Consider the following 25,307-nt stretch of genomic DNA (forward strand, 5'->3'; position numbering starts at 1 on the left):
CGCAGTCTTTAGGATTCACCTGAAAGAGTTTTGGCCGCTAACCGGAGTGTGCTAATTGGGTTTGATGGTGAGCCAGACCATGTTCACCTGCTCGTCGACCTGCACCCTGATAACAACATATCTAACCTCGTTTCTTTTCTCAAGTCAGCATCAAGTCGCATACTAAGACAACAGTTTGCGGAACAGCTCAATAAAGTGTCCTGGGGAAAGGCTAAGCTTTGGCATGATTCTAAGTGCATTGTCTCATGCGGCAGTGCACCTCTAGAAATTGTGAAGCGATATATCCAGAATCAGTCAGGAGGCGCTATCCCTCCCCACCGTCTATACGGTGGGGAATCCCGCGCCTTACGTTGACAGGCAACCGGTTCGCATCGACAGCCCTGCAGCAGCCATTCGCCGGGGCATCGGCATGTTGCACCAGGATCCCTTGGATTTTCCTTCTCTGACGGTGCTGGAAAACTCTGGAAAACTTTATATCGCCAGTTATATCGCCAGGCAGCGGGGCGCTTGGGTTTGGGGTTGCGAGAGAGCCGAAAACGTCTCCGAAAAGCCTGTGAAGAGTTTGGCTTCAACCTCAACCCGGATGAGGCTATCGGCAGTTTGACGGTGGGGGAACGGCAGCAACTGGAGATGCTGCGGTTGCTCTCACTGGGGATCAACACCTTAATTTTGGATGAGCCGACGACGGGCATTTCTGCGGCGCAAAAAAGATCTTTTGTTGATCTTTTGTTTGCGGCTTTGCGTCGGCTGGCAGAGGAGGGCAAGTCGGTGATCTTCGTCTCCCACAAGCTGGCCGATGGGGAATGCTTTTGCGATCGGGTGACGGTGATGCGGCAGGGGGAAGTGGTGGAGGAGCTGACTGTGAAGGGTGAAGACATTTCCCTGCCGGAACAGCGGCTGATCGATTGGATGTTTGAGCGGGAATTGGCGCCCCTGGCTCGGCCCCCCTCTCTGCAAAGAAGGGCAAATCCCCTGTTGGAGTTACGCTCCCTGGTGGTGCGGCATGAGCCGTTTACCTTGGCTTTACCGGATCTGGCGGTGCAGCTGGGGGAAGTGATTGGGTTGGCCGGTTTGGAGGGCAGTGGGCAACGCTCTTTCCTGCTCACCTGGGCAGGGTTGTTGCCGCCCAGGCAGGGCCAGATTCTCTTGGCAGGGCGGGAGATGACCAGGCCGTCCTTACGGCGACCATCTGCGCTCTGGGGTGGGGTTTTCTCTAGCGGATCGGCTGCGAGAAGGGCTGATCCCTGGCTTGACGTTGCAGGAGCATTTTGCCCTCCAGCAGCGGGATCCCTGGATTAACTGGGCTCTGGCCCGTCAACAGGCTGAGGCGGCCACCGAACACAGCGGGGCAGCTTGGTAGCCCCGTACTCAGCGCTCCGCGCCGCTGACGCGAGTAGTACAGTGAAGAAAAGCCCGCTCGCGTTAGCGGGACGTAGTCCTTAAGCAACTTGAGTCGCTCGCCAATGCTATAACAAGCAAGTACCCACCCCGGTGAAAGACCTGGACAGTGCTGTAAGTCACAAGTAAGCGGAACCTTGAGACTGGGTTCCAGGGAGCCGTCTAGGGGGGTCTTGACAGCGCCTTTGCGAGTCTATCTGTGGACTGCGTAAGAATCCCCCGACTTTAGTCGGGGGTGTCAATTCGGCGTTCGCGGTCACCTCTACAGCAGGGTGGAACAACTCTCGGGGGGCAGCCAGCAACGCAGCCAGTTGGCCCTATTGCCCGCACTGGCCTGGGGATGGATGGGCTGCACCCTGCTGCTCTTGCTCGGGGATGGGATCCTTGCCTTCTGGGTTTGGACGGGGGGCTAACTTAGCTCCAGCGGGGCAAGTAGCAGGAAAAATCCTGTTTCTTAACAAACCGAAAGGGCCCGGAAAGGGATCCCCAGACCACTTGATCCGTTTCCGGGTCGCGGCCCTGATCCAGGCTGTGGAAGTAGTCGGCCCCAATCTCGAACTCGCTATAGAGGTAGGTGGTTCTGCCCTTGCGCTCGACGATACAGCCTTTGCCGGGCACGCTGCGGCCCCGGTAGCAGGATCCCGTCCACTCCACCTGGGTTACACAGCCGGGCAAGAGTTCCAGCTCTGCCGCCGTCAGGCCGGCCAATTGCTCCAAGTTCCGACCGGCACATTTGTAGACCTCTGGAGAGGTCAGGGCATAGTTTTGGATGCGGATCCCGTCGGGGGTCTCGAAGAGATGGATGACCCGCTGCCGGTAGGGCTGGTCGGGGTAGATATCGTACAGTTGCTCCACGTAAAACCCTATCCCCTGAAACACCGACCACGGCAGGGGGCATTGGTAGACGTGAATGTTGGCAAACCAAACCGGCTCGGCCATAGCCTGGTGCAGATTGTTGAAATGTCCGGCCATCCAGGTAGCCAGTTGGGCCAGTTGCGGCGAAACCGACATAGCGCGGGCAAAATCCTAACCAAGGGCAAACCTATTATCCAAGACGCTCGTCCTAGCTGCCAAAGCAAGCCTTTAGGGCCGCAAGCTAGAGTAGAAGGATGCAATCCGTTGCCACTTGGCCTATGTCTGCTGCACCTCTTCCTCTGCTGGGGCAATCTTTGGCTGCCTTGAAAGAGTGGGCAGTTGAGCAGGGGCAGCCGGCCTACCGCGGGCAACAACTGCACACTTGGCTCTACCAAAAAGGGATCCGCTCCCTGCAGGAAGTGACGGTCTTTCCCAAAGCCTGGCGCGAGGCGCTGCAGGATTATCCTGTGGGGCGCTCCCAGGTTGTGCAGCGGATAGAATCCCGCGACGGCACCGTTAAGTTGCTGCTGCAGCTAGCAGATGGGGAGTTGATCGAGACGGTGGGGATCCCAACCGCCAAGCGGCTAACTGTCTGCGTTTCCTCCCAGGTGGGCTGCCCCATGGCCTGCGACTTCTGCGGCACCGGCAAGATGGGCTACCGGCGCAACCTCAAGTTGCACGAAATTCTGGATCAGGTGTTAACGGTGCAGGAGGACTTTGGCCGCCGCGTCAGCCACGTGGTCTTCATGGGTATGGGGGAGCCCCTGCTCAACCGCGACACCGTGGTGCAGGCCATCCGCCGCCTCCACCAAGATATCGGCATCGGCCAGCGGCACATTACCCTTTCCACCGTGGGCGTGCCCCGGCAAATTCCCTGGCTGGCAGAGCAGAATCTGCAAGTTACCTTGGCCGTCAGCCTGCATGCCCCCAACCAGGAGCTGCGGCAGCAGTTGATCCCTTCTGCAGCCCACTACCCCCTAGAGGCCCTGATCCGGGATTGCCGCGACTACATGCTGCGCACCGGGCGGCGGGTCAGCTTTGAATATACGCTGCTGGCTGGGGTCAACGATCTGCCCCTCCATGCCCGCCAACTGGCGCGTCTGCTGCAGCAGGCCAGCCAGGCGGGGGCCCGCCTGCACGTCAACCTGATCCCGTACAACCCCATTGCCGAGGCCGACTATCAGCGCCCCCAGCCGGCGCGAGTGGCGGAGTTCGTCCGGCTGCTTGAAGAGCACCACGTGCGGGCCAGCGTGCGCCAAACCCGCGGCCTGGATGGCAACGCCGCCTGTGGTCAACTACGGGGATCCTTTCTGCACGCTTCCCCCGCGCCCTTGCCTTCCCCTGGGCCAGCCCTTGGCCGTTCTTAGATGCTCAAGTTCGGAGTTTTTTTGCAGTTGCCACCGGCAGGGCGGGAGGCAGCCAAACGCGAAAATGCGTCCATCCTTCCGAGCTGCTGACGGAGATCTGGCCCCCCATGTGCTCCACCAGTTGCTTGACCAGGGCCAGCCCCAGGCCGGTGCCGCCGTGCTTCCAGCGATCCGACTGCGGGATGCGGTAGAACTTCTCAAAGATGCGGGGCAGCTCCGACTCCGGGATCTCGCTGCTGTTGCTGCAGACAAAGAGGATCCCTTCTCCTTCCCAGGCCACCTGCAGGTGGATGGATCCCGCGGGGGCGGTGTATTTGACGGCGTTGTGCAGCAGCTCGCGCAAGATGCGGCCCAGAGCCGTGGGATCCGCCTCAAGGGGTGGGATCCCCTCTTCTAGGTGCAGTTGCAAACTTTGGTTTTTGGCCTGGGCCAGGGGCTGAACTGCCGCCACCAGATCCCGCAAATAGCGCGGCAGAAAGATCTCTTCGGGTTGGAGCAGATACTTCTCGGCTGCCAGCCGCTGCATGTCCAGCAGGTCGTTGATGAGCTCAATTTGGCGGTTGCATTCCTTGAGGGCGATGGCGAAATAGTGCTGCTGCTTCTCGGGGTTATCGTGGGCTATTTGCAACATTTGTAGGGCCATGCGCACATTGGTCATGGGGGTGCGCAGCTCGTGGGAGACGGTGCTCAAGAAATCGTCCTTGAGCAGGTTGAGCCGCTCTAATTCCTTCACCTGGGCCTGGGCCGCCTCATACAGACGGGCCTGCCGCAGAGCCAGAGCAGACAGGTTGGCCACCTGGTAGGCCAGTTGTCTCTCCGCTTCGGAAAACTCCTGCTGCCGCTCCAACAGCAGCAGCCCCAGCCGCTCTTGCTTGTCCCAAAGGGAGCAAGCCAAAAGCTGTACCCAGTGCCCCCCTCGCTCCTTTTGACAACAGCAGTGGACTTCCCAGGGCTGGTCAAGAAACGCATGGGAGTGCAGCAGGTGCCTCAGCTCGGGATCGTTGAGGTAGGCGGGATCCGCCTTCTCCGGAAACGAGCAAGCCGGGATCCAAGAGGATCCATCGGCACTGGTCAAGAAAATATGACAGCCGGTTAGGTTGAGGGCCTCGGCCAGGCTCTTGACCACCTCTTCCAGGATCTCCCCCTCCTTGAGGCTGGCCACCATCTGGCCGCTGAGGGAGCGCAGCACCGCCTCAAAGCGCAAAGCCTGCTCCAGCTTGGCAGTACGCAGCGCCACCTGGGCTTCCAGCTCGCGGTTGAGGGCTTCTAGCTGCTGTTGGATCCGCTTTTGCTCGGTGATCTCCCGCCCCACCGACAGGATCTCCACCAGTTGGCCCTGGCTGTCGAAAATGCCCTGATCCACCCAGCTCACCCAGCGGGATTGGCCATCTTCGCCGGGGTACTCCCGCTCGCTGCGGTGGTAAGGGTGCTCAGGCGTCAGAGCCGCAAGGGACTGCAGCACCGCGGCTTGCTCTTCTTCCGGGAGCAGATCCCGCCAAGGTCGGCCCAACACTTCTTCTGGGGAACAGCCAAAAAAGCGCAAGAGCGCAGGGTTGCCGTAGGTAATTCTCCCATCGGGCTGAAAGCGGCAGATCAGCTCCGTCTGCTGCTCCACCACAGCGCGGTACTGCTGCTGCTGTTGCCAGAGGCGATCCAGCAAAGCTTGTTGGTTGGTGGCCGCCTGCTGCCAAGCTTTGGCCAGGATCTGCACTTCTTGGATAGGGCCGGGATCCACAGGGGGCCAGGCCGGGATCCCAGTGTGCACAAATTGCTCCGCTATTTGGGTAAGGCGGCGCAGCGGACGAGAGAGGGCTTCGCTGAGGAGGATCCCGGCGGCCAAAAAGCCCAGCAGCAGCCCACCCCCCAACAGGGCCGCCTGCCGAGCACTGGCATAGACAGGGGCTAAAAGGGCGCCCTCCGGGATCCCGTAGACGAAGTAAAAGCCCGGCCCCCATTGATCCTGAATGGCCGTCACCTGCACCCAGTAAGGGATCCCGTCCACCCTAAGGCGCAGCAAACCTTCAGAGGCCGCCGTTGCCCAGGATCCCACCTGCTCTTGCACAGCCAGCAGCGGCTGGGGAGAGAGCTCCTCCCTGCCGGCCACCACCTGGCCTTCTTCATCCAGCAACCAGCTCACCCCTGGATACGCCAAGCTGGCCTGCAGATCCTCCAGAAAAGCCTGCAGTTGCTGAGCCGAGAGAGCAGCCACCCAGCTGCCGTAAACCCGCCCCTCCGCCTCGGCCAAGGGCAGCGCCGCCAGGATCAGCCGCTCCGGCCTCTGATTGGGAAACTCGACAAAAAAGTTGCTCACCACCCAGGTACGGCGGGCCTCTTCCTGTTGCAGGATCCCGGGAAACCAAGACAGCCGCCGCAAATCCACCAAGCCCAACTGCCGCTTCAAGCCGGTGGGATCCCCGCTTTCCGGATCCCGCTGGCGGCCCTGGACGGATCCCGGCTTCAGGCCTGGCGTGTGGTAGGTCCAGATCGACCCACCGGTGTGGCGGCGGGCGGTTACAAACCCCCCCTCCGCTGAGACAAAGCCGATATAGCTCAGCTCGGGAAACTGCTGCAACTGGCGGGCAAAATAGGCCTCAAGCCTCTCCAGATCTTGCGGCTGAAGCGCGGCCAAATTGGGCAGTAGCTCCCACTGGACTGCCCCTTGATTGAGGGCATTGATCTGAAGGGGGGCTTGGAGATAGCGCCTGAGGTGCTCTTCAGTGCGATGGTTAACCTCACTCTTCAGGTGCTCGGCCAACTGCAGCGCCATCTGCCGGCCAGCCCGCCAGGAGAGATAGCCCACCCCGCCTGCCCCCCCAGCCACTGCCAACAGCAGCGGCAACAGCAGCGCCACCTGCAAAGGAACCGCTCGAGAAGTGAGGAAGGGCAGGCGCATTGGAGAAGAAGAGGAAAACAGCATGGGATCCCTAGGCTTGGGGCGGCTCCAGAGCTCGCTGCAAAGCGCCGAGGAGAATTTCGGCACCAATGGCCAACAGCGCCACCGGGATTGCTCCCACCAACAGGATAGCGTTGTCGTAGAGGGCAAACCCCAGCGTGATGAAGCTGCCCAGCCCGCCCGCCCCGATAAAGGCGGCCAACGTGGCGCTGGCAATGACCTCGATAGTAGCGGTTTTAACACCGGCCAAGATTACCGGCAACGCCAAGGGGATCTCCACATGGCGTAGCACCTGCGCCGGCGTCATGCCCATTCCCAAAGCAGCTTCGCGTAGAGCCGGATCGAGGCTGCGGAAGGCCACATCCGTGCTGATTAAAATGGGGGGCAAGGCCAAGATCGTCAGGGCAATCGCTGCCGACTGAAAGCCAAGGCCAAAGTAGGGAATGGCCAAAAACAAAATCGCCAAGCTGGGGATCACCCGCAAGCTGCCGAAGGCATTGATCACCACGAGGGAAACCACCTGCGAGCGGGAGCTGCCAAAACCCAAGGGCAGGCCCACCAGCAACGCGATCCCCAGCGGCACCACCACCAGTTGCAGGTGCTGGAGGAAAGCTTGAACTAGCAGGTCGCTGTTGCTTTGAGCATAGTGCAAGGAGCGATCCAGGAGGCTCATCGAGAGCTACACGCAGAGTAGCTTGGTAGCCCCGTACTCAGCGCTCCGCGCCGCTAGCGCGAGTAGTGCGGGGCGGAAAAGCCTTCGAGCGACTGGAGTCGCTCGCCAATGTTATGTTGTAATCCTAAGTTAGCACCTACCCCGGTGAAAAACCCGGACAGTGCCGTAAGTCAACAAGTAAGCGGAACCTTGACGCTTTGTCTCTAGGAACCGTCTAAGGGCGTCTTGACAGCGCCTTTCCGAGTCCAACTGTGGACTGCGTAAGAACCCTTCGACTTTTTTAGTCGGGGGAGTGTCAAATCCCCGCGAATCAACAGACCAACCCCGCTGTAGAGTTTGCAGTCAGCCCCTATATTTTGCCAGCCCTCTTGACTTGTTTGCTCGCTCCTGGCCTAATTCAACTCAGCCCTCTCTCCATTCCCCCTTGAGACGCCGTCTACTTGAGTTCTGGCGCCGTCGCTTTCCCCACAGCCTGCGCACTCAGGTAGCGCTGGTGATTGCCAGCCTTTCCTTTGTCCCCAACTTGGTTTTCATCCTGTCGGTGCAGTGGATCCTGCCCGGCACAGAGCTCAGTCCCGAGGGATCTCTCCTGCTGCTGTTGTGGATCCCTCTGCTGGCGGTGCTATCGGCGCTGGCAGGCTATGCCTTGTCTTCCATGCTCTTGCGGCCCCTGACGTTGCTGGCCCGCGAGCTGGCCCACCTAGAAACCTTGATCAACCAGCCAGAGCGCTGGACTTTGCTGCTCCGCCCAGGGGATCCCCAAGAGGCTCTGATCCTGCGGCAAGCTTTTGCCCATTTGCTGCGCCAAATCCAAAGCGATCAAAGACGGCGGGAGGCCTTCACGGCTACCTTGGTGCACGATCTAAAAACTCCTCTCATTGCCTTTGGGCATCTGCTAAGTGCTCTCAAGCAGGAGCTCCCCTTGAGTCCCCAGGAGCGGCTGGCCCTGCTGAATCGCATGTTGGAGGAGAACCAGCGCAACCTGGCCCTGGTGCAAAAGATGGTGGAGGCCTACCGCCTAGAGCGGGGCGAGATCGCCCTGCATCCCCAGCCCTGTGATCTGGGATCCCTGGCCCGACGGGTGGCCGAACGTATGGGATCTCTGGCTCGAGAGCGGGAGATCGACCTGCAGGTGGAGGGAGAAGGGTGGGGCGCCGCCGATGAGGACGAGCTGGAGCGGGCGCTGGTGAACCTGGTGGACAATGCTTTGCGCTACGCCCGCCATGCGGTGGTGCTGACCGTCAGCCCCCGGCAGATCCAGGTGCGGGATGACGGGCCCGGCCTGCCGGCTCCCCTGGAAGATCTGGCCCAGCCCTACATCGCCCAACCCATTCACATTGCCGGCCAGCACTACCCGACCGGCTCAGGAGGTCTGGGGCTGTACATCGCCAAGCGTATCCTGCAAGCCCACGGAGGAGACTTGCGTTTGGTGGAGACGGGATCCCAGGGCACTACCCTGGCCCTGGTGCTGCCCTGATCCCCAGCCCCGCCAGAGGGAGAAAAACACCGAAGGCAGTTCCCTGCTTCGCGTTAGCGGTGTGGAGCGCTTGCAGTTCACTCGACGGGACGGCCCCGATACATCAACCGGTACTTTGCCGGTGGGGGCGCAGCCGTTTGCTCTTGGCGTTCTTCTGGTGCAACGGGCGGGGAAGGAAGGGAGCTGTCTTTTTCAGGCCGCAAACCCGCCTGCTCGAGAACCGCGTGAAGAGCTGCCGTGTCAATGGGAAAAGGCCACCTGGCTGCCTTGTAAACTTGCTCGAGGGAGTGAAGAATGTCGTCGGCTTCGGCCAAACCAGGGATCACCTCGGCTGCCCCCTGGTAAATGGCCCAGCGCCGCTCTGCCGGCTCAATGCGGCGACGGGGGTGATGAGTGAGAATCACAGGGATATCCGGAAGCCGGCTCCGACACTCTCGACAAAAGGCATAGGGGTTAAACAGCCCCGTCGTCATATCCACCACCATCAGATCCGGAGGATGAGTTGCCGCCACCTCCACCAGATCTGCCTGAGGAGAAACCAGCACCACTGCATGGCGCTGAGACTCCAGCACCGACTTCCAGAGCTGGGCCTGCCAAGGCTGACCCTGAGCCACCAAAACGGTCTTGGTCACGGTGAGCAGAGATAGGTGAGCAAAAGGGGAAGGGGAAACCTGCACGAGTTAACGGCTCGCCTCAGTTCACAACTTTGCCTAGGGCGCAAGCTAGCATTTCCAATCAAGAAGAAACAGTAACTAGCTATACAGGTAGTGTTGGGCCGACCCCGCCGCTCGGGTAGCTGAAACTCCACCAATTTGCGGCAGATTTTTGGGTACAGTTTGTCCGGCAGCTTCAGCGCTTGCCTTGCTCGGGCAAACCAACCTCAGCTTTCTCTTCGGTTTCGGATCCCAGCTCGGCCTGCAAGGCCTGCCACTCCTCTGGGGAGAGGGAGTGAAGTTTCTCTTGGATTTGCTGCCTCTCAAAAGCGGCCCACTGGGCCTTCAGGGTCATTTCCCTGCTCAACACCCGCTTCAGGTAGCCCACAGTCCAGCCCAGGCACCCCAGCAGAAACACCACGCTTGACACCTGCTGCGCCGCGCCCGTATCCAAGCCGGCCCAAAGCAACAGCCCGTAGAAAAGTCCTCCCCCCAAGAGCAGGGCTAGGCCAATGCCGAGAACATCCCGTCTGCGCATAGCTGGTAGGTTGCAGAAGGTCGGGCTCTAGAGCGAACGCGGCTTGGGCCGAAACGTCATGAAGGGAGCCACGAGCACCATACCGGGGAAGAAAAACAAAACTAGGAAAAACATCAACACCTTTTCCCAGGCACCGCTGTAGTTCCAGCGCTTGTCCACGTACACCAAAAACAAGAACGGCAGCACCAGCAGGTAGAGAACTGCTAGGGCAGCATAGGTCAAGCCAATGAGCGTTGGGGTCGAAAGCATCTCCAGTTGCCTCAAATTAGCCTGTGCCAATCCAGCCCGCATCGGGGTTACATTACAGCATTGTAATAGCGAATAAACTTGTCGGCTTAGCCGGCTCTTCGCCTTATTGCTATAAACTCGTGCTGATGGCCCCGACAGGGCAGGTAGAGATGCATTGTTCGCACATAACACAGCGATTACGCAGAAACTCCAGTTTCCAGTCAGGAGCGGCAATCTTCAGCGCCTCGGTGGGGCAAACGCCTGTACACAAGCCGCAGTCCACGCACGAATCTGGGTCGATCTGAATTTCTTTGGCCCGCTCGGCCACCTCAATGCCTAAAGACTGCACCCACTCCAGACCCGCCTCCACCTGGTCGATATCTCCCGAGAGCTCCACCACCAGGGTGCCCACTTCGTTGGGGGTTACTCTGGCGCGGACAATGTTGGCGGCTACATCGAAGTCTTTGGCCAGACGATAGGTGAGGGGCACATTCACCAAGTGGCGAGGAAAAATCAGGGTCACTCGTTTGCGCACGGATTTGACTTGCGTATCGGAGGTGCGGTGACTCTTCCAGTATGAGTATGCCAAGGCCGACTGCCAAGTTTGGCCATGCCGCAAGTGCAAAATCTCCTCCTCACCGCCAGAAAGATGGGATCCGCTCCCAACACCGTCTGCCCCCAGGTTGGGAACTACGAAAGGCGCCCCACAGCCTGCCACAATAGGGGCAGAGCGTCTTCGATTCCCATGAACTCAGCCCGGCCCCGACTCAACTCCGAGCACTATCGACAGATGTTGGTGCGCGATGGCGAGCGCCGCTTCCGCGAATGGCACACCGCCTTTCTCAACTACCAGCGGCAGTTTTTGCAAGAGATGAAGCGACTGCAGCTCCGTTCTTCCTCGAATTGCTAATTTCCTTCGGTAATGCCTACGCCCACCCCTTTGCACCTGCTGCCGATCTGTTCTGAGCCTGATCCTTCCCTCCGCCAAGAAACTTTGGAATTGTTGGAGTGGCCCCGCCTCTGCCAACACTTGGCCAGCTTTGCGGCCACACCCCTAGGCCGCCGCGCCTGCCTAGAGCTGGATCCCTGGCGGAGCCGCGCCGAGAGCGAGGTCTGTCTTGATCAAACGGAGGAGGCCATCCGGCTGGATTGCAGCCAGCCGGGGGGGGTTTCTCTGGACGGGATCCACAACCTGCTGCCGGCCCTGGAACGGGCCGAACGGGGGGGCATTCTGAGCGGGGAAGAGCTGGTGCAGATTGCCACAACCTTGGGGGCTGCTCGCCGCCTTCGCCGTCTCATCGATGCTGACGAGCGCCTGCCCCGCCTGCAGGAGTGGGTGAGCACACTGCGCACCTATCCTGAGCTAGAGCAGGAGATCTTCCGCTGCCTGGATGAGCACGGCGAGGTGAGAGATAGCGCCAGCCCCGCGCTTGCAGACCTACGCCGTCAGCACCGCCAGTACCGCAACCAGATCCAAGAACGCCTACAACAGGTAATGAGCCAGCACCCCCAGGCGCTGCAGGACACGTTGATTGGCCAGCGGCAGGGGCGCTTTGTGCTGATGGTGAAGGCCACCCACCGCGATGTGATCCGGGGCATCGTCCACGACAGCTCTGCCAGTGGGGCCACCCTCTATGTGGAGCCCTACGCTGTGGTGGAGCTGGGCAACCGGCTGCGGGAAACCCAGGCCCAGATCCAGGCGGAGGAAGAGCGAATCTTGGCGGCGCTCTCTGCCCAGGTGGGATCCGTGGCCACCGATCTGGAGCATTTGCAGGCGGTGCTGGTGGGGCTGGAGGTGGCCTTGGCCCGTGGCCGCTACAGTCTTTGGTTGGCGGGCAATCGCCCCCAGTTTGTCCCGGCAGGATTGCGCCTGCGCCAAGCTAGGCACCCCTTGCTTCTGTGGCAGTCTCGCGAGGAAGGCAAGGGCCCGGAGGTGATCCCGATTGATTTCACCCTCTCCGAGTCCATCCGCGCTGTGGTCATCACCGGCCCCAACACCGGTGGCAAGACGGTTGCTCTGAAGACCTTGGGGCTATTGGTGCTTATGGCCAAGGCGGGGATCTTCCTGCCTGCCCAGGATCCGCCCCAACTGCCCTGGTTCGACGGGGTCTATGCCGACATCGGCGACGAGCAATCGCTGCAGCAAAGCCTCTCCACTTTTTCCGGGCACATTCGCCGCATCAGCCGCATCGTGCAGGCTTTGCAGTCAGACCCGGCGCCGGCCCTTGTTCTGCTGGACGAGGTGGGGGCGGGCACGGATCCTAGCGAGGGTGCGGCCCTGGCGGCTGGGCTATTGGAGTATCTCTCGGAAAAGGCCCTGCTTACCTTGGCCACCACCCACTACGGCGAGCTGAAGGCCCTCAAGTACCAGCATCCCGGCTTTGAGAATGCCTCGGTGGAGTTTGACGAGGCCACTCTAGCCCCCACCTACCGCCTACTGTGGGGGATCCCTGGTCGCTCCAATGCCTTTGCCATTGCCCGGCGGCTGCACCTGGAGCCGGAGATTCTGCGGCGGGCGCAGCAGCATCTGCAGGGGGAAAGCCAGGTGGATAAGGTGATCGCGGGGCTGGAGGCGCAACGGGCCCAGTTGGAAGAGCGGGCCGCCCAGGTGGGATCCCTGCACCAAGAGCTGGAAACCCTGTACCGCCAAATGCAGCAGCGCAGCCGGCAAATGGCTGAGCGAGAGGCGCAACTGGAGTACCAGCAGCGACAGGGGCTGCAAGCCCTCTTGGCCGCTGCCCGCCGGGAGGTGGCCGCCGCCATCCGCAAGTTGCAGCAGGGGGACAATCCCCAGCAGGTTGCTGCTGAGCTGGAGCAGATTCGCGGGCGCTACTCGCCGCCGTCGCCGCCCGTTGAGACTGAGTTCGTGCCGGAGGTGGGGGATCGGGTGCGGCTGAGGGGCCTGGGGCAGACAGGGGAGGTGATTGCCGTCGAAGGGGATGTGTATGTAGTGCGCAGCGGCATCCTCAAGTTCACGGTGCCGCGGGGCCAGTTGGATCCCATCGATGAACATCAGGCCAAACAGCGCCAGCGCCCCAAAGCTCCTCCCTCCCCTCCGCCCACCACTGCTCCCCTGAACCTGCGCACCAGCCGCAACACCCTTGACCTAAGGGGGAAAACTGTAGCCGATGCCGAGGCGATTCTGGAACAGCACTTTGCCCAAGCCCCTCCTGGCCCGGTTTGGATCATCCACGGCCACGGCACGGGACGCCTGCGGGCCGGCGTCCAGGCCTACCTCCAAAATCACCCGCGTGTCCAGAGGTTTGCCCCGGCGGATCCCCAGGATGGGGGTACGGGCGTAACGGTAGCCCACCTGCGGTGAGGCTGAGCGGCTTTCGGCGGGCTGGCTCCAACATTACCGAGAGCCTTGTCCAGTGTGATGAAGGTCTCTCACCTTCCCTCCCCCTTTGGGAGAGGGGCAGACGGTTTCAGACTTGACTTTGGAGCGCCGCTGTTGAGGTGACAGGCTGGGATCCCGCTTGGCGGTGCCGACTTTGCCAAAGCCAGTAGGCGCGCAGCAGTTGGCTATCTCCAATTAACTTGAGCATCACCGCCACCGTCGCACTGGTCCAGCCGAGGGGGCCGAAAGTGGCACCTGCTGCCGCCAACAGGGCCAACCCAGAAAGATTCAGCCCCAAGCCCTGTACCCCCATCCACCAAACGGTCTCACGCTCTAACATTGGCCAGATCCTAGAGGAAGAATTGGATAGCCCTACTCTCCTAAATTTGAGGCGGGATGGGGATATGGCCAAGCCTCAGCCTAGATGCGCAAAGCTGCATGCTTCGGGGGGCGTTATGTCCATAGCGCTTAGCCACCTAGCCCATCCACTCCTGCAATCGGGCCAGGGCCAGCCGCTTTTGCGTTGCAGAGCGGACGCTGCCCTCCGTTAGCCGGTTGAAGCCATGCACCAGCCCCTTGCCTCCCAGCGCCACCAGAGTGACCCGATGGGTTTGCCCCGGCTCAAAACGCACCGCTTGGCCGGAAGGGATGTTGAGGCGCATGCCAAAGCTGGCGGCGCGATCGAACACCAGGGCTCGGTTGACCTCGAAAAAGTGAAAATGGGATCCCACCTGAATGGGCCGATCCCCCCGGTTGGTGACCTCCAGCGTCACAGTGGCCCGCCCGACATTGGCTTGGATGGGATCCTCTGCCAGCAACAGCTCTCCCGGGATCGGGGCTGGTTCAGGGTCGGCAGCAGGTGTGGCTTTGGATTTGCGAGCCATATGGACAACCTCCTGAAGTCTCTGGGTCTTTGGGAGATCCTTAGAAAGCAGCTAGCGAATGGGGTGGTGAAGGGTCACCAGCTTGGTTCCGTCGGGGAAGGTTGCCTCTACTTGAATTTCCGGGATCATCTCCGGGATCCCTGGCATCACGTCCTCTCGGCTCAGCCACGTCAGCCCTTCACTCATCAACTGAGCAACGGTTTTCCCTTCCCGCGCCCCCTCCAAGATGGCTGCGCTCAGGTAGGCCACCGCCTCGGGGTAATTGAGTTTGAGGCCCCGCTGCCGCCGATCCCGAGCTAACTGGGCGGCCAGGTAGATCAACAGCTTGTCTTTCTCCTGGGGGGACAAGTACATGGAGCAACCTCGAAAGATACAAAACGATACAGAACAGACAGCAGCAGGCTCACTTAGCCTAGAGTTGACTTAATTACTTAGTACCACCTCTGGGCGAAAAAAGGCTGCAGAGGCTACAGGGGGTTTCGCTTTTCTTGCCAAACCAAGAGCTTCCACCTCTTTCCACCTCTGCCGTTGCTACTTTCCGCCCCTGCCACCCATGATGAAAGAGTAACAATAAAGTTAAAAATAGAAGTAAAACTTTATCCGATCCTCATTTAGCCCTAGCTTGGTTGACCTGAGATCCATTGGCTAATTCCCCTTAGCAGGTGTTGATTGGGTTCTTTTGAGCAGCCATGAAACTCGAACTGACTCCCAGACAACGGAAGATCCTGTGGGCAACGGTGCGCAGGTATATTGCCACGGCAGAACCTGTCGGCTCCAAAACCTTGGCCCAGTCCTACAACCTCGGAGTCAGCACGGCTACCATTCGCAACGACTTGGCCACTTTGGAGCAGGTTGGGTTGCTGTTCCAGCCCCACACCTCTGCCGGTCGGATCCCTTCTGACTTTGGCTATCGGGTCTATGTGAACGATCTGTTGACCTCCGCCAACATGGATGAGATCCCGAGCGATGCTCCCCAGCCGGAGCCCCATCCTGCGCTGCAGCAGTTGCTGGATCAGCTCAACCGTGAGCTGGGGGACGACCTCGATAGCCTCTTGCAGAGGGTGGCACAGCTTTTGGCCCACTTGAGCGGTTGCATCGCTCTCATCACCCCTCCCCAGGGGCCGGTGGTAGCCGTTCACCATGTGCAGTTGCTGCCGGTGGGGCCAGGGCGGGTGATGGTGCTAGTGGTTACGGATTCCTACCAAACCCATTCTGCCTTGGTTAGCCCACCGGAGTGGCCCGACGATCGGCGCGAGGATCTGGAAGATGAGCTGCAGCTACTGAGCAACTTTCTCACCCTGAAGTTGCGGGGCAAGACTTTTGCCGAGCTGCAGGATCTGAGCTGGTTGAAGCTGGATGAGGAGTTTCGCGCTTACAGCCATTGGCTGCAGCAACTGCTGCGCTCGGTAGTGCAGCGCTACCTACGGCCCTCGCTGGGACAGGTGTTCAGCGCGGGCATGACGGAGCTGATGCGGCAGCCGGAGTTTTCCCAGGCCCAGCGGATGCAGGCGGTGGCCCAGTTGATCGAAAAGGGATCCGAGCAGCTTCAGGGGATGATCGGGCTCTATTCCATGCCAGATAGCCCGTCCACGGGCGAAGCAACTCTTTCGGCCACGGCGGCCAGGAACAAGGCATCCTCTAGCACTCCAGAGCAGGATCCATCCCACAACGTTCCCGTGATCATCTACATTGGCAGCGAGAACCCGCTGGAATCTCTGCACCACTGCACGGTCATTGCCTCAGTTTATCGCCGCCGCTCGGCGCCCCTGGGTGCGGTCACCCTGCTGGGGCCGACCCGCATGGCCTACGAGCGGAGCATCGCTGCTGTGCAGACGGTGGCCTCCCATCTCACTCGGGCCCTTGCCTGAGGGATCCCAGGGAGAACGCGAGGTCTGGGTTGCCCCCGAGCAATAGCCAACTGTGGCCAGGCTTTCTCCTCTTCACCTGCGGGTTCAGTGTGCCATTCGCGAGCGGCAACTGCTTCGCCCCGGCCAGCGGCTGCTGGTAGCTTTTTCTGGCGGACAAGATTCTTTTTCCCTGCTCCAGATCTTGCGGGATTTGCAGCCTCGCTGGGGCTGGCAGATCTTTGTTTTGCACTGTGATCACCGTTGGTCAGCCGATGAGACGGAGTGTGCCAAGTTTTTGCAGGGATGGCTGCAACAGCAGGGCCTGCCCCACGCCGTTGAGACTGCCGATCCCATCCGCTGGGATGAGGCGGGGGCCAGGGCTTGGCGCTACCAGCAACTGAACAAATGGGCGCGCACCTGGAGTTGCGAGGTGGTGACCACAGGGCACACGGCCAGCGACCGGGCGGAGACGTTTTTGTGGAACCTGCTGCGGGGCACGGGGGCTGCCGGCCTGGTCAGCCTAGATTGGCAACGGCGTTTGGACGAGCGGGATCCCACCTCCGCTTGGTTGGTGCGTCCCCTGCTGGGCCTTTCCCGCTGGGAAACGGAAGAGTTCTGCCGACAATACCAGTTGCCGGTCTGGCCGGATCGCAGCAACCAGGATCTGGCTCATGGCCGCAACCGCCTTCGCTTAGAGGTGATGCCCTATCTCAAGCAGCACTTTAACCCGCAACTGGAAGCGGCTTTGAATCGGGCAGCCACACTGTTGCAGGCAGAGCATGAGCTGGTGGTGGCGCAAGCCGCCCAACTGTGGTTACAGGTGTACGAGCCCGCTTTGCCGGGGCTGCAGCGGGATCCCTTGCGGGCTGCGCCCCTGGCTTTGCAGCGGCAGGTGATGTTTCAATTCTTGTCGCTGCTGCTGCCCCATCACCCAACTTTTGAGCAGGTGGAAGCCGGGATGCGGCTCCTGAAAGCAGGCCGCCGCAGCCGCAGCCCCGACTACCCTGGCGGAGGCTGGCTAGAGGTGAAGGGGGATCACCTGGTCTGGATCTCTGCTCAGTGAGAGCTCTCCCCCTCCTGCAACGGCTGAGAACCTCAACCAATAGTTAACAGCACAGTTCAGATTTGCACGGCAACTACCGTCCCAGAAAATCCTTACTGGGGACAAACGAGGGGCTACTCAGAGGAAGCTCGATGGGAGCCTCACAGAGGGTAAAGCTGGAGGCCTCGACTTTAGTGCGGGGAGGAAGGCTACTCTGGAACTTTGGTGGCCAAAGTGGCGACTCCTTCGCAAGATACCCCACTGTATACTGTAGGGGGGATAGCTCCTGCGCGAATGATGGAGCATGACTCAAGTTCTAACTATCTCCCGCAAGCTCAAGGTATCTGCGTCGCAAGCCGCCAAGCTGGATGCAACCAAGGCCTCCGGCCCGCTGGCGCGAGCGTGAACGAGTTAACCAACAGCCGCGCAGCCAGAGAGAGCGGCGGCGGTTGAACAGTTGGGCCTTCTACCCGTTGCGGCAGTTTGTGCACTACAAGGCAATGAGGGTAGGGGTCAAGGTTGTGGTGGTGCCGCCTGCCTGCAGCTCACAGACCTGCCACCGTTGCTTGTGGCTTGGCCAGCGGGAAGGGAAGCATTTTCGCTGTGTCAACCCCGTCTGTAGTTGGGAAGGGGATGCGGATTTTAACGCTGCCACTCGCGTTAGCGGGACGGAGTCCCTAAGCTCCCGACTTCAGTGGGGGAAGTTTACCCTGGCAAGCGAGCAAAGCTGACTCCTGGGTAGTAATAAGCCAAAATTTGGCGGTAGGTCCAGCCCTGACGGGCCAATTCTTGGGCACCCCACTGGCTCATGCCAATACCATGCCCGTACTTGGGATAGGGGCTAAAATCCGGTAGACTTCTCAGGTAAGGGATCCCGCTCACCCCAACGGTTTGGCTGCCGGCGCTGGCGCTGTACATGGCGTTTACAAATTGCCCCCCATACACCATGACGATGCCGCGGGTGGCGTGTGTTGCTGCTAGGGCGGCGGCTGAGCGCTGCGAGAGGCCCCGATACACCTGGGAGCGGGTGTCGCTAAACACATCAAACCAGCCGCGGGAATTGCGGTGGTGAAGAACATAGGTGCGGGCTGCCACCGCCTGGGCCTTGAGGGCCTCGGGCAAGAAGCGGGATCCCATCTCGGCTTCCACCACGCCGGCCACGTAGTCTTCTAGATCCACGTAGTTGATGGCCATTACCCTGTTATACCCGGTCAAGAGCACCTTGCCGGAATACCAGCGGCCATCCACGGCCACCAGGCCACCCGCTGGCGGCTCGATGAACAACACCGGGCTGACCACCCCCTGCAGGCGCACCCCTTGAGGGCCGGGCTGGGCCAGAAACCCTTGCATGGGCGGCAACTCGGCCAGCACCTCTTGGCGGCTGTTGGTCAGTTGGGCGGGGCGAGAAACGCCCACCACCACAGGGGCGGTGGCGTCGGCCAATTGCACGCGCACCGTCACCCCCCAAGCGCTCTCTATCCATCCCCCTAAGGTGCCCACCAGCAGGGATCCCATCAGGGCAAGCCAACCCCGTGCTCCCATAGCCTCTGTCCAGAGTTCTTTTTTGTACAGCAACCCCAGCCTAGGATAGAGCAAATCGGACTTGGGAATGAAAATCAGGGTGCCTAAAGGGCGGGACGGGATCCCGTTGACAAGGGAGCGGGCGGATGGGATTGCTCCAAAGGGAGAGAATCAGGTTGTCGAAACCGATCCGGTTCCAGGCCCAAGGCAAAGCACAGGGAGGATCCCGGTCGTCCATTGGAGAAGCAGAGAAAAGCTCCCAGCGAAGCCAATGCCAGAAGGGCCGCATAGCCGAACATGGCCCGATAGCCGGATCCCAGCGCCAGGGTGCCCAGGATCGGCCCCGCCAGCCCAATGCCCAAGTCAAACCCACACATCACCAAGCTGAACAAACGCCCCCGCTCCGCCGGCTCAGAGCGATCGGCTACCAGGGCGGAGATCAGCGGGATCAAGGTGCCAAAACCCGACCCCACCACGATCCCGGCGACAAGAAAAGCCCCGACGCTGTCGGCAACCAACAGGATCCCCATCGCCAGAGCATAGGTGGCCAAGCTCAGAGAGATAAACGGCCCCCGCCCGTAGCGATCGGAAGCGCGACCAGCCAGCAGGCGCACGCCGAAGCTGGCAAAGGCCACCGCCGTATAAAAAAGACCGGGATTGAGGGGAACTCCGACCTCTTGGATCAACAGGGCCACAAAAGTAGTCTGGGTGCCGAAGGCCAGCCCCACCAAGAGCATGACCCCAGCGAGAGAGCACACCTTGGGGTTGAGCACAAGGCTCCAAAACGCTCCATCCGGGGGCAGGGATCCCCAACCCCCACGGCGCTGCTCGCGAACCGATTGGGTACAGAGAAAGCCCACCAACCCCAGCAGAGCGGCAAAGAGAAACAGAGGGCCATAACCAACCAGCTCCTGCAAAAAGCCGCCCAAAGCAGGGCCGATGGCTACACCAATGGGATTGACCAAACTCATGTAGCCCAAGATCTCGCCGCGTTTTGCTTCCGGGGCAAAATCCGCCACCAAAGTAACGTAGGCGGTGGCAAAAGCGGCGATGCTGATCCCGTGAAAGGCCCGCACCAGCGCTATCCACGGGATCCAATCCCAGAGCCAGTACCCCAAAGGCGCCATCCCCGCCGCGCCCATGCCGATGAGCAAGACGATCCGGCGACTGTGGCCATCCGCCAGCCGCCCCAACCAAGGGCGAAAAGCCAGCAGCCCAATCGAGAAGGCCCCCATCACCAAGCCCACCTCTTGGCTGGTGCCGCCCACATCCCGGACGTAGAGCGGCAGTGTGGGCAACAGCGAAGACAGACTGGCCCAAAAGAGCAGCCCGGCCACGAAGAGAATGCCCAAGTTGCGCCGCTGCGCCGGCTGTAGCTGCCCGAATACCCTCACGCCCACTCCCAATGAAACTCTCACAACCCTGCCAGGGAGCAAAGCCGTCTCCACAGCATCCCTGAACAGAAATATTACGAAATGTCTATTTGGGTGCTGACTTTTTCAATCTTAACCTCTTGTCTGGAACTGTGCAGGATCCCTGTTCAGGGGCAGCCGTTAGCCTGGAAGTGGCCTTTTTGTACGCTTGCCTATGGCGGAACGGTCAGATCCCTTGACTCGCAGTTTGGTTGCCCTGATTCGGGGCTACCAGATAGGCATCTCCCCTTGGCTGCCTCCTGCGTGCCGCTACTACCCCACCTGCTCCCAGTACACGCTGGAAGCAGTGCGGCGCTACGGCGCCATCCGAGGCAGTTGGCTGGGGATCCGCCGCCTCTGCCGCTGCCACCCTTGGCATCCGGGGGGCTACGACCCGGTGCCCGACTTGCCGGGATCCGCACCTGACGAAACTTATCGCCCCAGCCGAGATTGATTGACGAGGGGGATCCCTGTCAGGCCAAGATCGGTGTTGCCGGAAAAGGCTGTATTTGGGAGCCGGTCAGTCAGGAATAGCAGGCCACCGCCTCGATTTCCACCAAGGCATTCAAGGGCAAGCCAGCCACCTGCACGCAAGAGCGGGCCGGCGCCGGGTCTGCGGCAAAAAACTCTCGATAAACCTCGTTCATGGCGGCAAAGTCTTTCATATCCGCCAAAAAAACCGTGGTCTTCACCACATTGGCCAGGCTCGTGCCCCCTGCTTCCAGCACCGCCTTCAGGTTCAGCAACGCCTGCCGAGTTTGCGAGGCAACATCTTCTCCCGCCAACTTGCCGGTTTTGGGATCCAGGCCCACCTGGCCGGCGGCGAACAGAAAGGGCCCCGAAGCGGCAATGCCCTGGCTGTAAGGGCCGACAGGAGCAGGAGCAGCCTCGGTTTGTACAGCACAAGGGCCTGGCCCGGTTTGGCCCTGCGGATGGCCCATCGCGGAATTGGCCAGATTGCTCGGCTCCATAGAGGTTTGCCCCCGTGAAGAGAAGCTCTTTCGCTACGCTACCACAGGCGGATCCCAGAGAAGACGAACCCGCAATGCCAAAATAGGCTTGTCGGGAAGAAAAAGTGCTCATGCCTTTGATCAAGTTGCAAACCTCTCTGCAGCCAGAACCTGCCGCCGTGGCAGACCTACTCAAGTTCCTCTCTGCTGCTCTGGCTAAGCAGTTGGGCAAGTCGGAAGCCTACGTGATGACTGCTTTTGAAGGAGGGATCCCGATGACCTTTGCCGGCAGCGCCGATCCCTGCTGCTATGTAGAGATCAAGAGTATTGGGCAGTTTTCCGCCGATCAAACCCGATTCCTAAGCGAGTTTTTTTGCAGCACCATCGAGGACAAATTGGGGATCCCCAGGAAGAGGATTTACATTGAGTTCAGCGATGCCAAAGGCTATCTTTGGGGATGGAACGGCACGACCTTTGGGTGAAAGCTACTTCGCACAAGTCAGGTATTTCCTAGCCTGGCTGCTCTAGCCTATCTAGCAACAGCTTTCTGATGCTCCCGACCGCCGTGGCAGACCCCACCCAACCCAGAACAAATCCCGCAAAGCAGCAGCTTCTGCTGAAGCTTGCTGGCGTTTTGGGCGTGGCCGTTCTTGTTTTTTGGGCAGCCCATCGATTGGGATTTTTTGAAGTTATTCAAGACTGGTTCGCCGAGGCTCTGGGCTGGGTGGAAGGCTTGGGGCCGGTGGGGCCGGTGCTTTTCATTGCCATCTACATTGTGGCCACTGTGCTGCTTCTGCCGGCTTCGGTGCTGACCTTGGACGCAGGAGCTGTGGGGCTCGGCAAGCCCTACGGGAAGGGGTAAAGCAGGGCTAGGCCAATCTAAGTCAAAGTGGCCTTGCGCAGAGGCTTAGCCAACCAGTTGGCAGAGGGTCTCCTGCCTTTCTCGGTCTTGTTCGGCCAGTTCCTGGATGGCCCGTTGGTACACCTGGGCAGGTGTGGATCCCTGGTTAACCTGTCTCAGCCAGCGCTGGGCCTCATTGCCTTCCTGGAGCAGGGTTTGCAGGGGAGCCAAGAAGCAACCCAGCCCCTGGGGCTGGCCCAGGCGCCACGCTTCGGTCAGCAGCTCTTCAATCCACTCCTGGGCTAAGCATTCCCGGCCGGTGCGCCAGTCGATCAGCCGAGCTTGCAGGGACTCACGGGCAGCAGCCTGCTCGTTGGCCTCGCAAAGACTCTCCAGCTCCGCTGGGGTAAAGGGCCCCCCCAAGGGATCCAGGGCCTCCGGGTGGGATAGCAATTGCCAAAGGCGGGCCTCCACCAAGGCGGTGATGGCCAGGATCATCACCGGATCTGCCACCAGGTCGCAGATGCGCAGCTCCACTCGGTTGAGGCGATAGGGCCGCTCCGGGCCGTTGGGCCGCACAGAAGCCCAGAGGTGGCGTACATTCTGCATCGTGCCCAGGGCCAGTTGCTCCTGCATCCAGGTGATGTAATGGGCGTGATCCCGGAAGAAGGGCACCTGGGCCGGCGTTTTAGGAAACACCTGCCAACGGCTGGAATGATAGCCCGTTACCTGGCCGTCCAGAAAAGGAGAAGAAGCGCTCAGGGCCAAATAAAGAGGGGCTTCCGCCCGCAATAGGCGACAGGCGAGGAAAATGGCTTCCGTATCCGGCAGACCGACATTGATGTGGATGCTGGCGGTCACCACCCGCGTGCCGTAGGTGCGCTCGATGTAGTCGTGGTAGGGGTTGCCCGGATCCGAGCGCTCGAAGTGGTCACTGCCGCCCAAAGCCAGCGTGCTCCCCGGCAGCAAGGTGTAGGGGCCAAGACGGCGCAAAAACTGCCGCAGTTGCAGGCGAGGCCGAAGCAAGGCACAGAGCAGGTCTTCGTAGCGGCGAAGGGGCGGGGTAATGTACTCGACGTTGCGCCGATCGGGTTCTCGCACAAACTCCGGCAAAGCCTGGCAGATGCGATCCGATAGGCCCACCACTTCCCCGGCGGCGGTGCCGGTGTACATCTCCACCTCAAAGCCCTTGGTCAACAGCACAGGCCAGCCTCCAGCCGCAGCCTCCTTAGTCTACCTTTTTCCTCCTCTACCCATTTTCCCAGTCTCGCCCCACATTACAATGTCGGCAGCACTTGAAGGCAGAAGTAAGGCGAGATGCGGGATCCCATCTATATCCTAGGGGCGGGGCCGGCGGGCATGGCGGCTGCCTATCGCTTGACCCAGCTGGGCTTCCCCGTGGTGGTGGTGGAACGAGAAGACAGGGTCGGGGGCCTGGCCAAAAGCATTCGCTACCAGGGGTTCATTCTCGACTATGGCCCGCACCGGTTTTTTACCAAGATCCCAGCGGTGCTGGAGCTGTGGAACCGGGTTTTGGGATCCGAACAGGTGACTGTCCGGCGGCTTACCCGCATCTACTACCGCAAGCAATATTTTCAGTACCCCATCCAAGCTTGGGAAGTCCTGCGCAAAGTTGGCTGGTGGGAAAGTCTGCTCATTGTCCTTTCCTACCTCTGGGCCCAACTCATCCCCCGCCCAGCTCCCCAGAACTTTGCCGACTGGGTCAAAGGAAAATTCGGCAGCCGGCTTTTTCAGATGTTCTTCAAAGGCTACACGGAAAAGCTGTGGGGGATCCCTTGTACCGAAATCAGCGCCGATTGGGCTGCCCAGCGCATCAAAGGTCTCAGCCTTGGGCAAGCCATCCGCAAGGCGCTGGGGTGGAAGCGCGGCTCTGTCAAATCACTGATTGACCAATTTCAGTTTCCTCGCCTGGGATCCGGTCAGCTCTACGAAAAAATGCAGGAGTTTTTGCTGGCCGAGGGCCAAAAAGTTTGGCTAAATACAGAGGTCATCGCCCTTAGGCAGGAGGGATCCCGGATTGTCGAGCTGCAACTGCGCCATCTTCAGGATGGAAGGGAAACATGGGTCTCCCCCTCCCACGTCATCTCTTCGATCCCTCTGACAGTGTTGGTGCAGAGCCTGCGGGAACTGCCTCCCCCAGAAGTGCTGCAGGCAGCCCGCAACCTCAAGTTTCGCAACACGGTTTTGGTTTACTTGATTGTGGAGGGATCCCAGCTTTTCCCCGACAACTGGCTGTATATCAATGACCCAACAGTGCAGGTTGGTCGGGTAACCAACTTTGCCAATTGGTCACCGGCTATGCTCCCCAACCGGGAACAAACCCCCTTGTGCTGTGAGTATTGGTGCAACTTTGGGGATCCCTTGTGGCAAGCCCCTGAGGAGGAATTGCTGGCTTTGGCTGAGAAGGAGCTACGCCAAATTGGCCTGCTGCAAGGCCAGAAGATCCGCGGCGGCTTTGTGGTGCGCCTACCCTGCACCTATCCCATCTACGCCGGCAGCTACAAAGAAGATCTAGCCATTTTGCAGAGGTATCTTGGCCAGTTTGAAAACTTGCAACTGGTGGGTCGCTACGGCTCGTTTAAGTACAACAACCAGGATCACAGCTTGCTGATGGGCCTATTGGCGGCGGAAAACGTCCTCCGCCCCGGCAGCCACGATCTCTGGCAGGTGAACTCCGATGACGATTACCAAGAAGAGATCAAAGTGCCACCCCCACCTGCGAAGGTCCGGCGATGAGCTTCTCTCTTAGCCATCTGTTGCGGCAAAGCCGGCAGCGTCTTGCCCCTTTCTCTATCCAGGTTCTGCTGCCAAGCTTAGCCTTGACAGGGTTGCAGATCTTCTTAATCTCCCTTTGGAGCCAGGAGGATGACTATGCTTCCATCTTCAAGGGTTTAACCCAGTGGGATAGCCATTGGTATTTGGGGATTGTGCGGCAGGGCTATCAGTTTGTCGGCTTTGACAAGATTGCCTACGAGCAGAGCAATGTGGCCTTCTTTCCTGGCTACCCTCTGGCCGTTATTGCCCTCAGCCGCTTGTTGCGGGTTGAGCCTGAGTTAGGGCTTTACCTGACCGCCCAGCTCTTTTGCTGGCTGATGTGGGTTTATCTCCTTCTACTTTACCGTCTCTGGCAGATTCCCTTGCTTTGGCAAGTCCTGGCAAGTTTGATGATCTTGGTCTATCCCAGCAGCTTTTACCTTGTCGTGGGCTACAGCGAGTCCCTCTTTACGGCCAGCTTGTTGGGTTTTTTCTATTGGTCGGCCCACTTGAATTCAATGAGGTCAGGGCTCCTAGCCGGGATCCACGGTTTGGTGATGAGTGCCACCCGCATTGTGGGTTTGCCGGTGGCGCTGGTTCCTCTGCTGCGGCT

General features: G+C 60.2%; 27 protein-coding genes and 1 pseudogene. 14 read left to right on the top strand and 14 right to left on the bottom strand.

What is annotated here, in order from left to right:
- The first annotated feature begins 30 nt into the window (after positions 1–30).
- On the top strand, positions 31–354 hold the full coding sequence (gene tnpA, locus NW841_RS04710) for an IS200/IS605 family transposase (protein ID WP_414385600.1): 324 nt from the start codon (positions 31–33) through the stop codon (positions 352–354).
- Positions 355–513: 159 nt separating this feature from the next.
- Positions 514–1,299: a hypothetical protein gene (locus NW841_RS04715; protein ID WP_414385602.1), complete on the top strand. Its 786-nt coding sequence runs from the start codon at positions 514–516 to the stop codon at positions 1,297–1,299.
- A gap of 513 nt (positions 1,300–1,812) precedes the next feature.
- Here the strand turns inward: NW841_RS04715 and NW841_RS04720 are convergent.
- On the bottom strand, positions 1,813–2,409 hold the full coding sequence (locus NW841_RS04720) for a chromophore lyase CpcT/CpeT (RefSeq protein ID WP_414385604.1): 597 nt from the start codon (positions 2,407–2,409) through the stop codon (positions 1,813–1,815).
- A 122-nt stretch (positions 2,410–2,531) separates the two neighbouring features.
- On the opposite strand from NW841_RS04720, the gene rlmN reads away from it, so the two are divergent.
- Positions 2,532–3,620, top strand: coding sequence for a 23S rRNA (adenine(2503)-C(2))-methyltransferase RlmN (gene rlmN / locus NW841_RS04725; RefSeq protein ID WP_414385605.1), 1,089 nt, complete (start codon positions 2,532–2,534; stop codon positions 3,618–3,620).
- 4 nt (positions 3,621–3,624) lie between these two features.
- Here the strand turns inward: rlmN and NW841_RS04730 are convergent, their stop codons facing one another.
- Together NW841_RS04730 and NW841_RS04735 are read right to left on the bottom strand one after the other, a co-directional pair.
- A complete protein-coding gene (locus NW841_RS04730; protein ID WP_414385606.1) occupies positions 3,625–6,537 on the bottom strand; it encodes an ATP-binding protein in 2,913 nt (970 codons plus the stop codon).
- A 7-nt stretch (positions 6,538–6,544) separates the two neighbouring features.
- On the bottom strand, positions 6,545–7,186 hold the full coding sequence (locus tag NW841_RS04735) for an ABC transporter permease (RefSeq protein ID WP_414365241.1): 642 nt from the start codon (positions 7,184–7,186) through the stop codon (positions 6,545–6,547).
- A gap of 424 nt (positions 7,187–7,610) precedes the next feature.
- Between NW841_RS04735 and NW841_RS04740 the strand changes: the two genes are divergently transcribed.
- Positions 7,611–8,663 carry a sensor histidine kinase gene (locus NW841_RS04740; RefSeq protein ID WP_414377566.1) on the top strand — a complete coding sequence of 351 codons (1,053 nt, stop codon included), beginning with the start codon at positions 7,611–7,613 and terminating at the stop codon, positions 8,661–8,663.
- A gap of 77 nt (positions 8,664–8,740) precedes the next feature.
- On the opposite strand, the gene NW841_RS04745 is transcribed toward NW841_RS04740, so the two are convergent.
- From NW841_RS04745 to NW841_RS04760, 4 genes are all read right to left on the bottom strand, one after another.
- Positions 8,741–9,340 (bottom strand): response regulator, encoded by a 600-nt coding sequence (locus tag NW841_RS04745; RefSeq protein ID WP_414385608.1) that lies wholly within the window; start codon positions 9,338–9,340, stop codon positions 8,741–8,743.
- Between the two features lie 172 nt (positions 9,341–9,512).
- Positions 9,513–9,854 (bottom strand): DUF3007 family protein, encoded by a 342-nt coding sequence (locus tag NW841_RS04750; protein ID WP_414359467.1) that lies wholly within the window; start codon positions 9,852–9,854, stop codon positions 9,513–9,515.
- A gap of 27 nt (positions 9,855–9,881) precedes the next feature.
- The gene (gene ndhL, locus NW841_RS04755; protein WP_414365233.1) at positions 9,882–10,103 is read right to left on the bottom strand and encodes an NAD(P)H-quinone oxidoreductase subunit L; all 222 of its coding nucleotides are present in this window, start codon (positions 10,101–10,103) and stop codon (positions 9,882–9,884) included.
- Positions 10,104–10,212: 109 nt separating this feature from the next.
- A complete protein-coding gene (locus NW841_RS04760) occupies positions 10,213–10,617 on the bottom strand; it encodes an NIL domain-containing protein (protein ID WP_414365231.1) in 405 nt (134 codons plus the stop codon).
- Between the two features lie 210 nt (positions 10,618–10,827).
- Between NW841_RS04760 and NW841_RS04765 the strand changes: the two genes are divergently transcribed.
- Both NW841_RS04765 and NW841_RS04770 read left to right on the top strand, forming a co-directional pair.
- On the top strand, positions 10,828–10,992 hold the full coding sequence (locus NW841_RS04765; RefSeq protein WP_414365230.1) for a hypothetical protein: 165 nt from the start codon (positions 10,828–10,830) through the stop codon (positions 10,990–10,992).
- Positions 10,993–11,037: 45 nt separating this feature from the next.
- Positions 11,038–13,404 (top strand): endonuclease MutS2, encoded by a 2,367-nt coding sequence (locus NW841_RS04770; RefSeq protein ID WP_414371670.1) that lies wholly within the window; start codon positions 11,038–11,040, stop codon positions 13,402–13,404.
- A gap of 106 nt (positions 13,405–13,510) precedes the next feature.
- On the opposite strand, the gene NW841_RS04775 is transcribed toward NW841_RS04770, so the two are convergent.
- The 3 genes from NW841_RS04775 to NW841_RS04785 all read right to left on the bottom strand — a co-directional run bounded on the left by NW841_RS04775 (position 13,511) and on the right by NW841_RS04785 (position 14,660).
- On the bottom strand, positions 13,511–13,762 hold the full coding sequence (locus NW841_RS04775) for a hypothetical protein (RefSeq protein WP_414365228.1): 252 nt from the start codon (positions 13,760–13,762) through the stop codon (positions 13,511–13,513).
- Positions 13,763–13,898: 136 nt separating this feature from the next.
- A complete protein-coding gene (locus NW841_RS04780; protein WP_414365226.1) occupies positions 13,899–14,306 on the bottom strand; it encodes an urease subunit beta in 408 nt (135 codons plus the stop codon).
- 51 nt (positions 14,307–14,357) lie between these two features.
- A complete protein-coding gene (locus NW841_RS04785) occupies positions 14,358–14,660 on the bottom strand; it encodes an urease subunit gamma (protein WP_414365225.1) in 303 nt (100 codons plus the stop codon).
- A 335-nt stretch (positions 14,661–14,995) separates the two neighbouring features.
- Here NW841_RS04785 and hrcA point away from each other — a divergent pair, with 335 nt between their 5' ends.
- The 3 genes and pseudogenes from hrcA to NW841_RS04800 form a co-directional block, all read left to right on the top strand.
- Positions 14,996–16,174 carry a heat-inducible transcriptional repressor HrcA gene (gene hrcA, locus NW841_RS04790; protein WP_414365223.1) on the top strand — a complete coding sequence of 393 codons (1,179 nt, stop codon included), beginning with the start codon at positions 14,996–14,998 and terminating at the stop codon, positions 16,172–16,174.
- Positions 16,175–16,226: 52 nt separating this feature from the next.
- Positions 16,227–17,216, top strand: coding sequence for a tRNA lysidine(34) synthetase TilS (gene tilS, locus NW841_RS04795; RefSeq protein ID WP_414365221.1), 990 nt, complete (start codon positions 16,227–16,229; stop codon positions 17,214–17,216).
- A 380-nt stretch (positions 17,217–17,596) separates the two neighbouring features.
- Positions 17,597–17,860 (top strand): annotated as a pseudogene (locus tag NW841_RS04800) (zinc ribbon domain-containing protein); the annotation flags it as partial.
- Between the two features lie 40 nt (positions 17,861–17,900).
- On the opposite strand, the gene NW841_RS04805 reads toward NW841_RS04800, so the two are convergent.
- Positions 17,901–18,737 (bottom strand): SpoIID/LytB domain-containing protein, encoded by an 837-nt coding sequence (locus NW841_RS04805; protein ID WP_414365219.1) that lies wholly within the window; start codon positions 18,735–18,737, stop codon positions 17,901–17,903.
- Between the two features lie 83 nt (positions 18,738–18,820).
- Positions 18,821–20,110 (bottom strand): MFS transporter, encoded by a 1,290-nt coding sequence (locus tag NW841_RS04810; protein ID WP_414385610.1) that lies wholly within the window; start codon positions 20,108–20,110, stop codon positions 18,821–18,823.
- A 193-nt stretch (positions 20,111–20,303) separates the two neighbouring features.
- Between NW841_RS04810 and yidD the strand changes: the two genes are divergently transcribed.
- The gene (gene yidD / locus NW841_RS04815) at positions 20,304–20,582 is read left to right on the top strand and encodes a membrane protein insertion efficiency factor YidD (RefSeq protein ID WP_414377569.1); all 279 of its coding nucleotides are present in this window, start codon (positions 20,304–20,306) and stop codon (positions 20,580–20,582) included.
- Between the two features lie 70 nt (positions 20,583–20,652).
- On the opposite strand, the gene NW841_RS04820 is transcribed toward yidD, so the two are convergent.
- Complete coding sequence (locus NW841_RS04820) at positions 20,653–21,069, bottom strand: RidA family protein (protein ID WP_414371672.1); 417 nt, start codon at positions 21,067–21,069, stop codon at positions 20,653–20,655.
- 140 nt (positions 21,070–21,209) lie between these two features.
- On the opposite strand from NW841_RS04820, the gene NW841_RS04825 reads away from it, so the two are divergent.
- Both NW841_RS04825 and NW841_RS04830 read left to right on the top strand, forming a co-directional pair.
- Positions 21,210–21,560, top strand: coding sequence for a phenylpyruvate tautomerase MIF-related protein (locus NW841_RS04825; RefSeq protein ID WP_414385611.1), 351 nt, complete (start codon positions 21,210–21,212; stop codon positions 21,558–21,560).
- A 158-nt stretch (positions 21,561–21,718) separates the two neighbouring features.
- The gene (locus tag NW841_RS04830) at positions 21,719–21,940 is read left to right on the top strand and encodes a hypothetical protein (RefSeq protein ID WP_414385613.1); all 222 of its coding nucleotides are present in this window, start codon (positions 21,719–21,721) and stop codon (positions 21,938–21,940) included.
- A 45-nt stretch (positions 21,941–21,985) separates the two neighbouring features.
- Here NW841_RS04830 and gshA read toward each other — a convergent pair whose 3' ends face one another.
- Complete coding sequence (gshA, locus tag NW841_RS04835) at positions 21,986–23,122, bottom strand: glutamate--cysteine ligase (protein WP_414385614.1); 1,137 nt, start codon at positions 23,120–23,122, stop codon at positions 21,986–21,988.
- Positions 23,123–23,236: 114 nt separating this feature from the next.
- On the opposite strand from gshA, the gene NW841_RS04840 reads away from it, so the two are divergent.
- Together NW841_RS04840 and NW841_RS04845 are read left to right on the top strand one after the other, a co-directional pair.
- Positions 23,237–24,676, top strand: a complete 1,440-nt coding sequence (locus tag NW841_RS04840) for an NAD(P)/FAD-dependent oxidoreductase (RefSeq protein WP_414385615.1) — start codon at positions 23,237–23,239, stop codon at positions 24,674–24,676.
- On the top strand, positions 24,673–25,307 hold a 635-nt coding region (locus NW841_RS04845; RefSeq protein ID WP_414385617.1), incomplete at its 3' end, for a mannosyltransferase family protein. The genes NW841_RS04840 and NW841_RS04845, both read left to right, overlap by 4 nt.

The sequence above is a fragment of the Synechococcus sp. H60.3 genome, assembly GCF_047462295.1.
Taxonomy (GTDB): domain Bacteria; phylum Cyanobacteriota; class Cyanobacteriia; order Thermostichales; family Thermostichaceae; genus Thermostichus.

Coding starts and splice junctions, on each gene's coding strand:
- NW841_RS04775 (WP_414365228.1), bottom strand. CDS start 13,762: ATGTTAGAGCGTGAGACCGTTTGGTGGATGGGGGTACAGGGCTTGGGG.
- rlmN (WP_414385605.1), top strand. CDS start 2,532: ATGTCTGCTGCACCTCTTCCTCTGCTGGGGCAATCTTTGGCTGCCTTG.
- NW841_RS04825 (WP_414385611.1), top strand. CDS start 21,210: ATGCCTTTGATCAAGTTGCAAACCTCTCTGCAGCCAGAACCTGCCGCC.
- NW841_RS04820 (WP_414371672.1), bottom strand. CDS start 21,069: ATGGGCCATCCGCAGGGCCAAACCGGGCCAGGCCCTTGTGCTGTACAA.
- NW841_RS04780 (WP_414365226.1), bottom strand. CDS start 14,306: ATGGCTCGCAAATCCAAAGCCACACCTGCTGCCGACCCTGAACCAGCC.
- yidD (WP_414377569.1), top strand. CDS start 20,304: ATGGCGGAACGGTCAGATCCCTTGACTCGCAGTTTGGTTGCCCTGATT.
- NW841_RS04805 (WP_414365219.1), bottom strand. CDS start 18,737: ATGGGAGCACGGGGTTGGCTTGCCCTGATGGGATCCCTGCTGGTGGGC.
- NW841_RS04750 (WP_414359467.1), bottom strand. CDS start 9,854: ATGCGCAGACGGGATGTTCTCGGCATTGGCCTAGCCCTGCTCTTGGGG.
- NW841_RS04730 (WP_414385606.1), bottom strand. CDS start 6,537: ATGCTGTTTTCCTCTTCTTCTCCAATGCGCCTGCCCTTCCTCACTTCT.
- NW841_RS04720 (WP_414385604.1), bottom strand. CDS start 2,409: ATGTCGGTTTCGCCGCAACTGGCCCAACTGGCTACCTGGATGGCCGGA.
- NW841_RS04735 (WP_414365241.1), bottom strand. CDS start 7,186: ATGAGCCTCCTGGATCGCTCCTTGCACTATGCTCAAAGCAACAGCGAC.
- ndhL (WP_414365233.1), bottom strand. CDS start 10,103: ATGCTTTCGACCCCAACGCTCATTGGCTTGACCTATGCTGCCCTAGCA.
- NW841_RS04785 (WP_414365225.1), bottom strand. CDS start 14,660: ATGTACTTGTCCCCCCAGGAGAAAGACAAGCTGTTGATCTACCTGGCC.
- NW841_RS04840 (WP_414385615.1), top strand. CDS start 23,237: ATGCGGGATCCCATCTATATCCTAGGGGCGGGGCCGGCGGGCATGGCG.
- hrcA (WP_414365223.1), top strand. CDS start 14,996: ATGAAACTCGAACTGACTCCCAGACAACGGAAGATCCTGTGGGCAACG.
- NW841_RS04765 (WP_414365230.1), top strand. CDS start 10,828: ATGAACTCAGCCCGGCCCCGACTCAACTCCGAGCACTATCGACAGATG.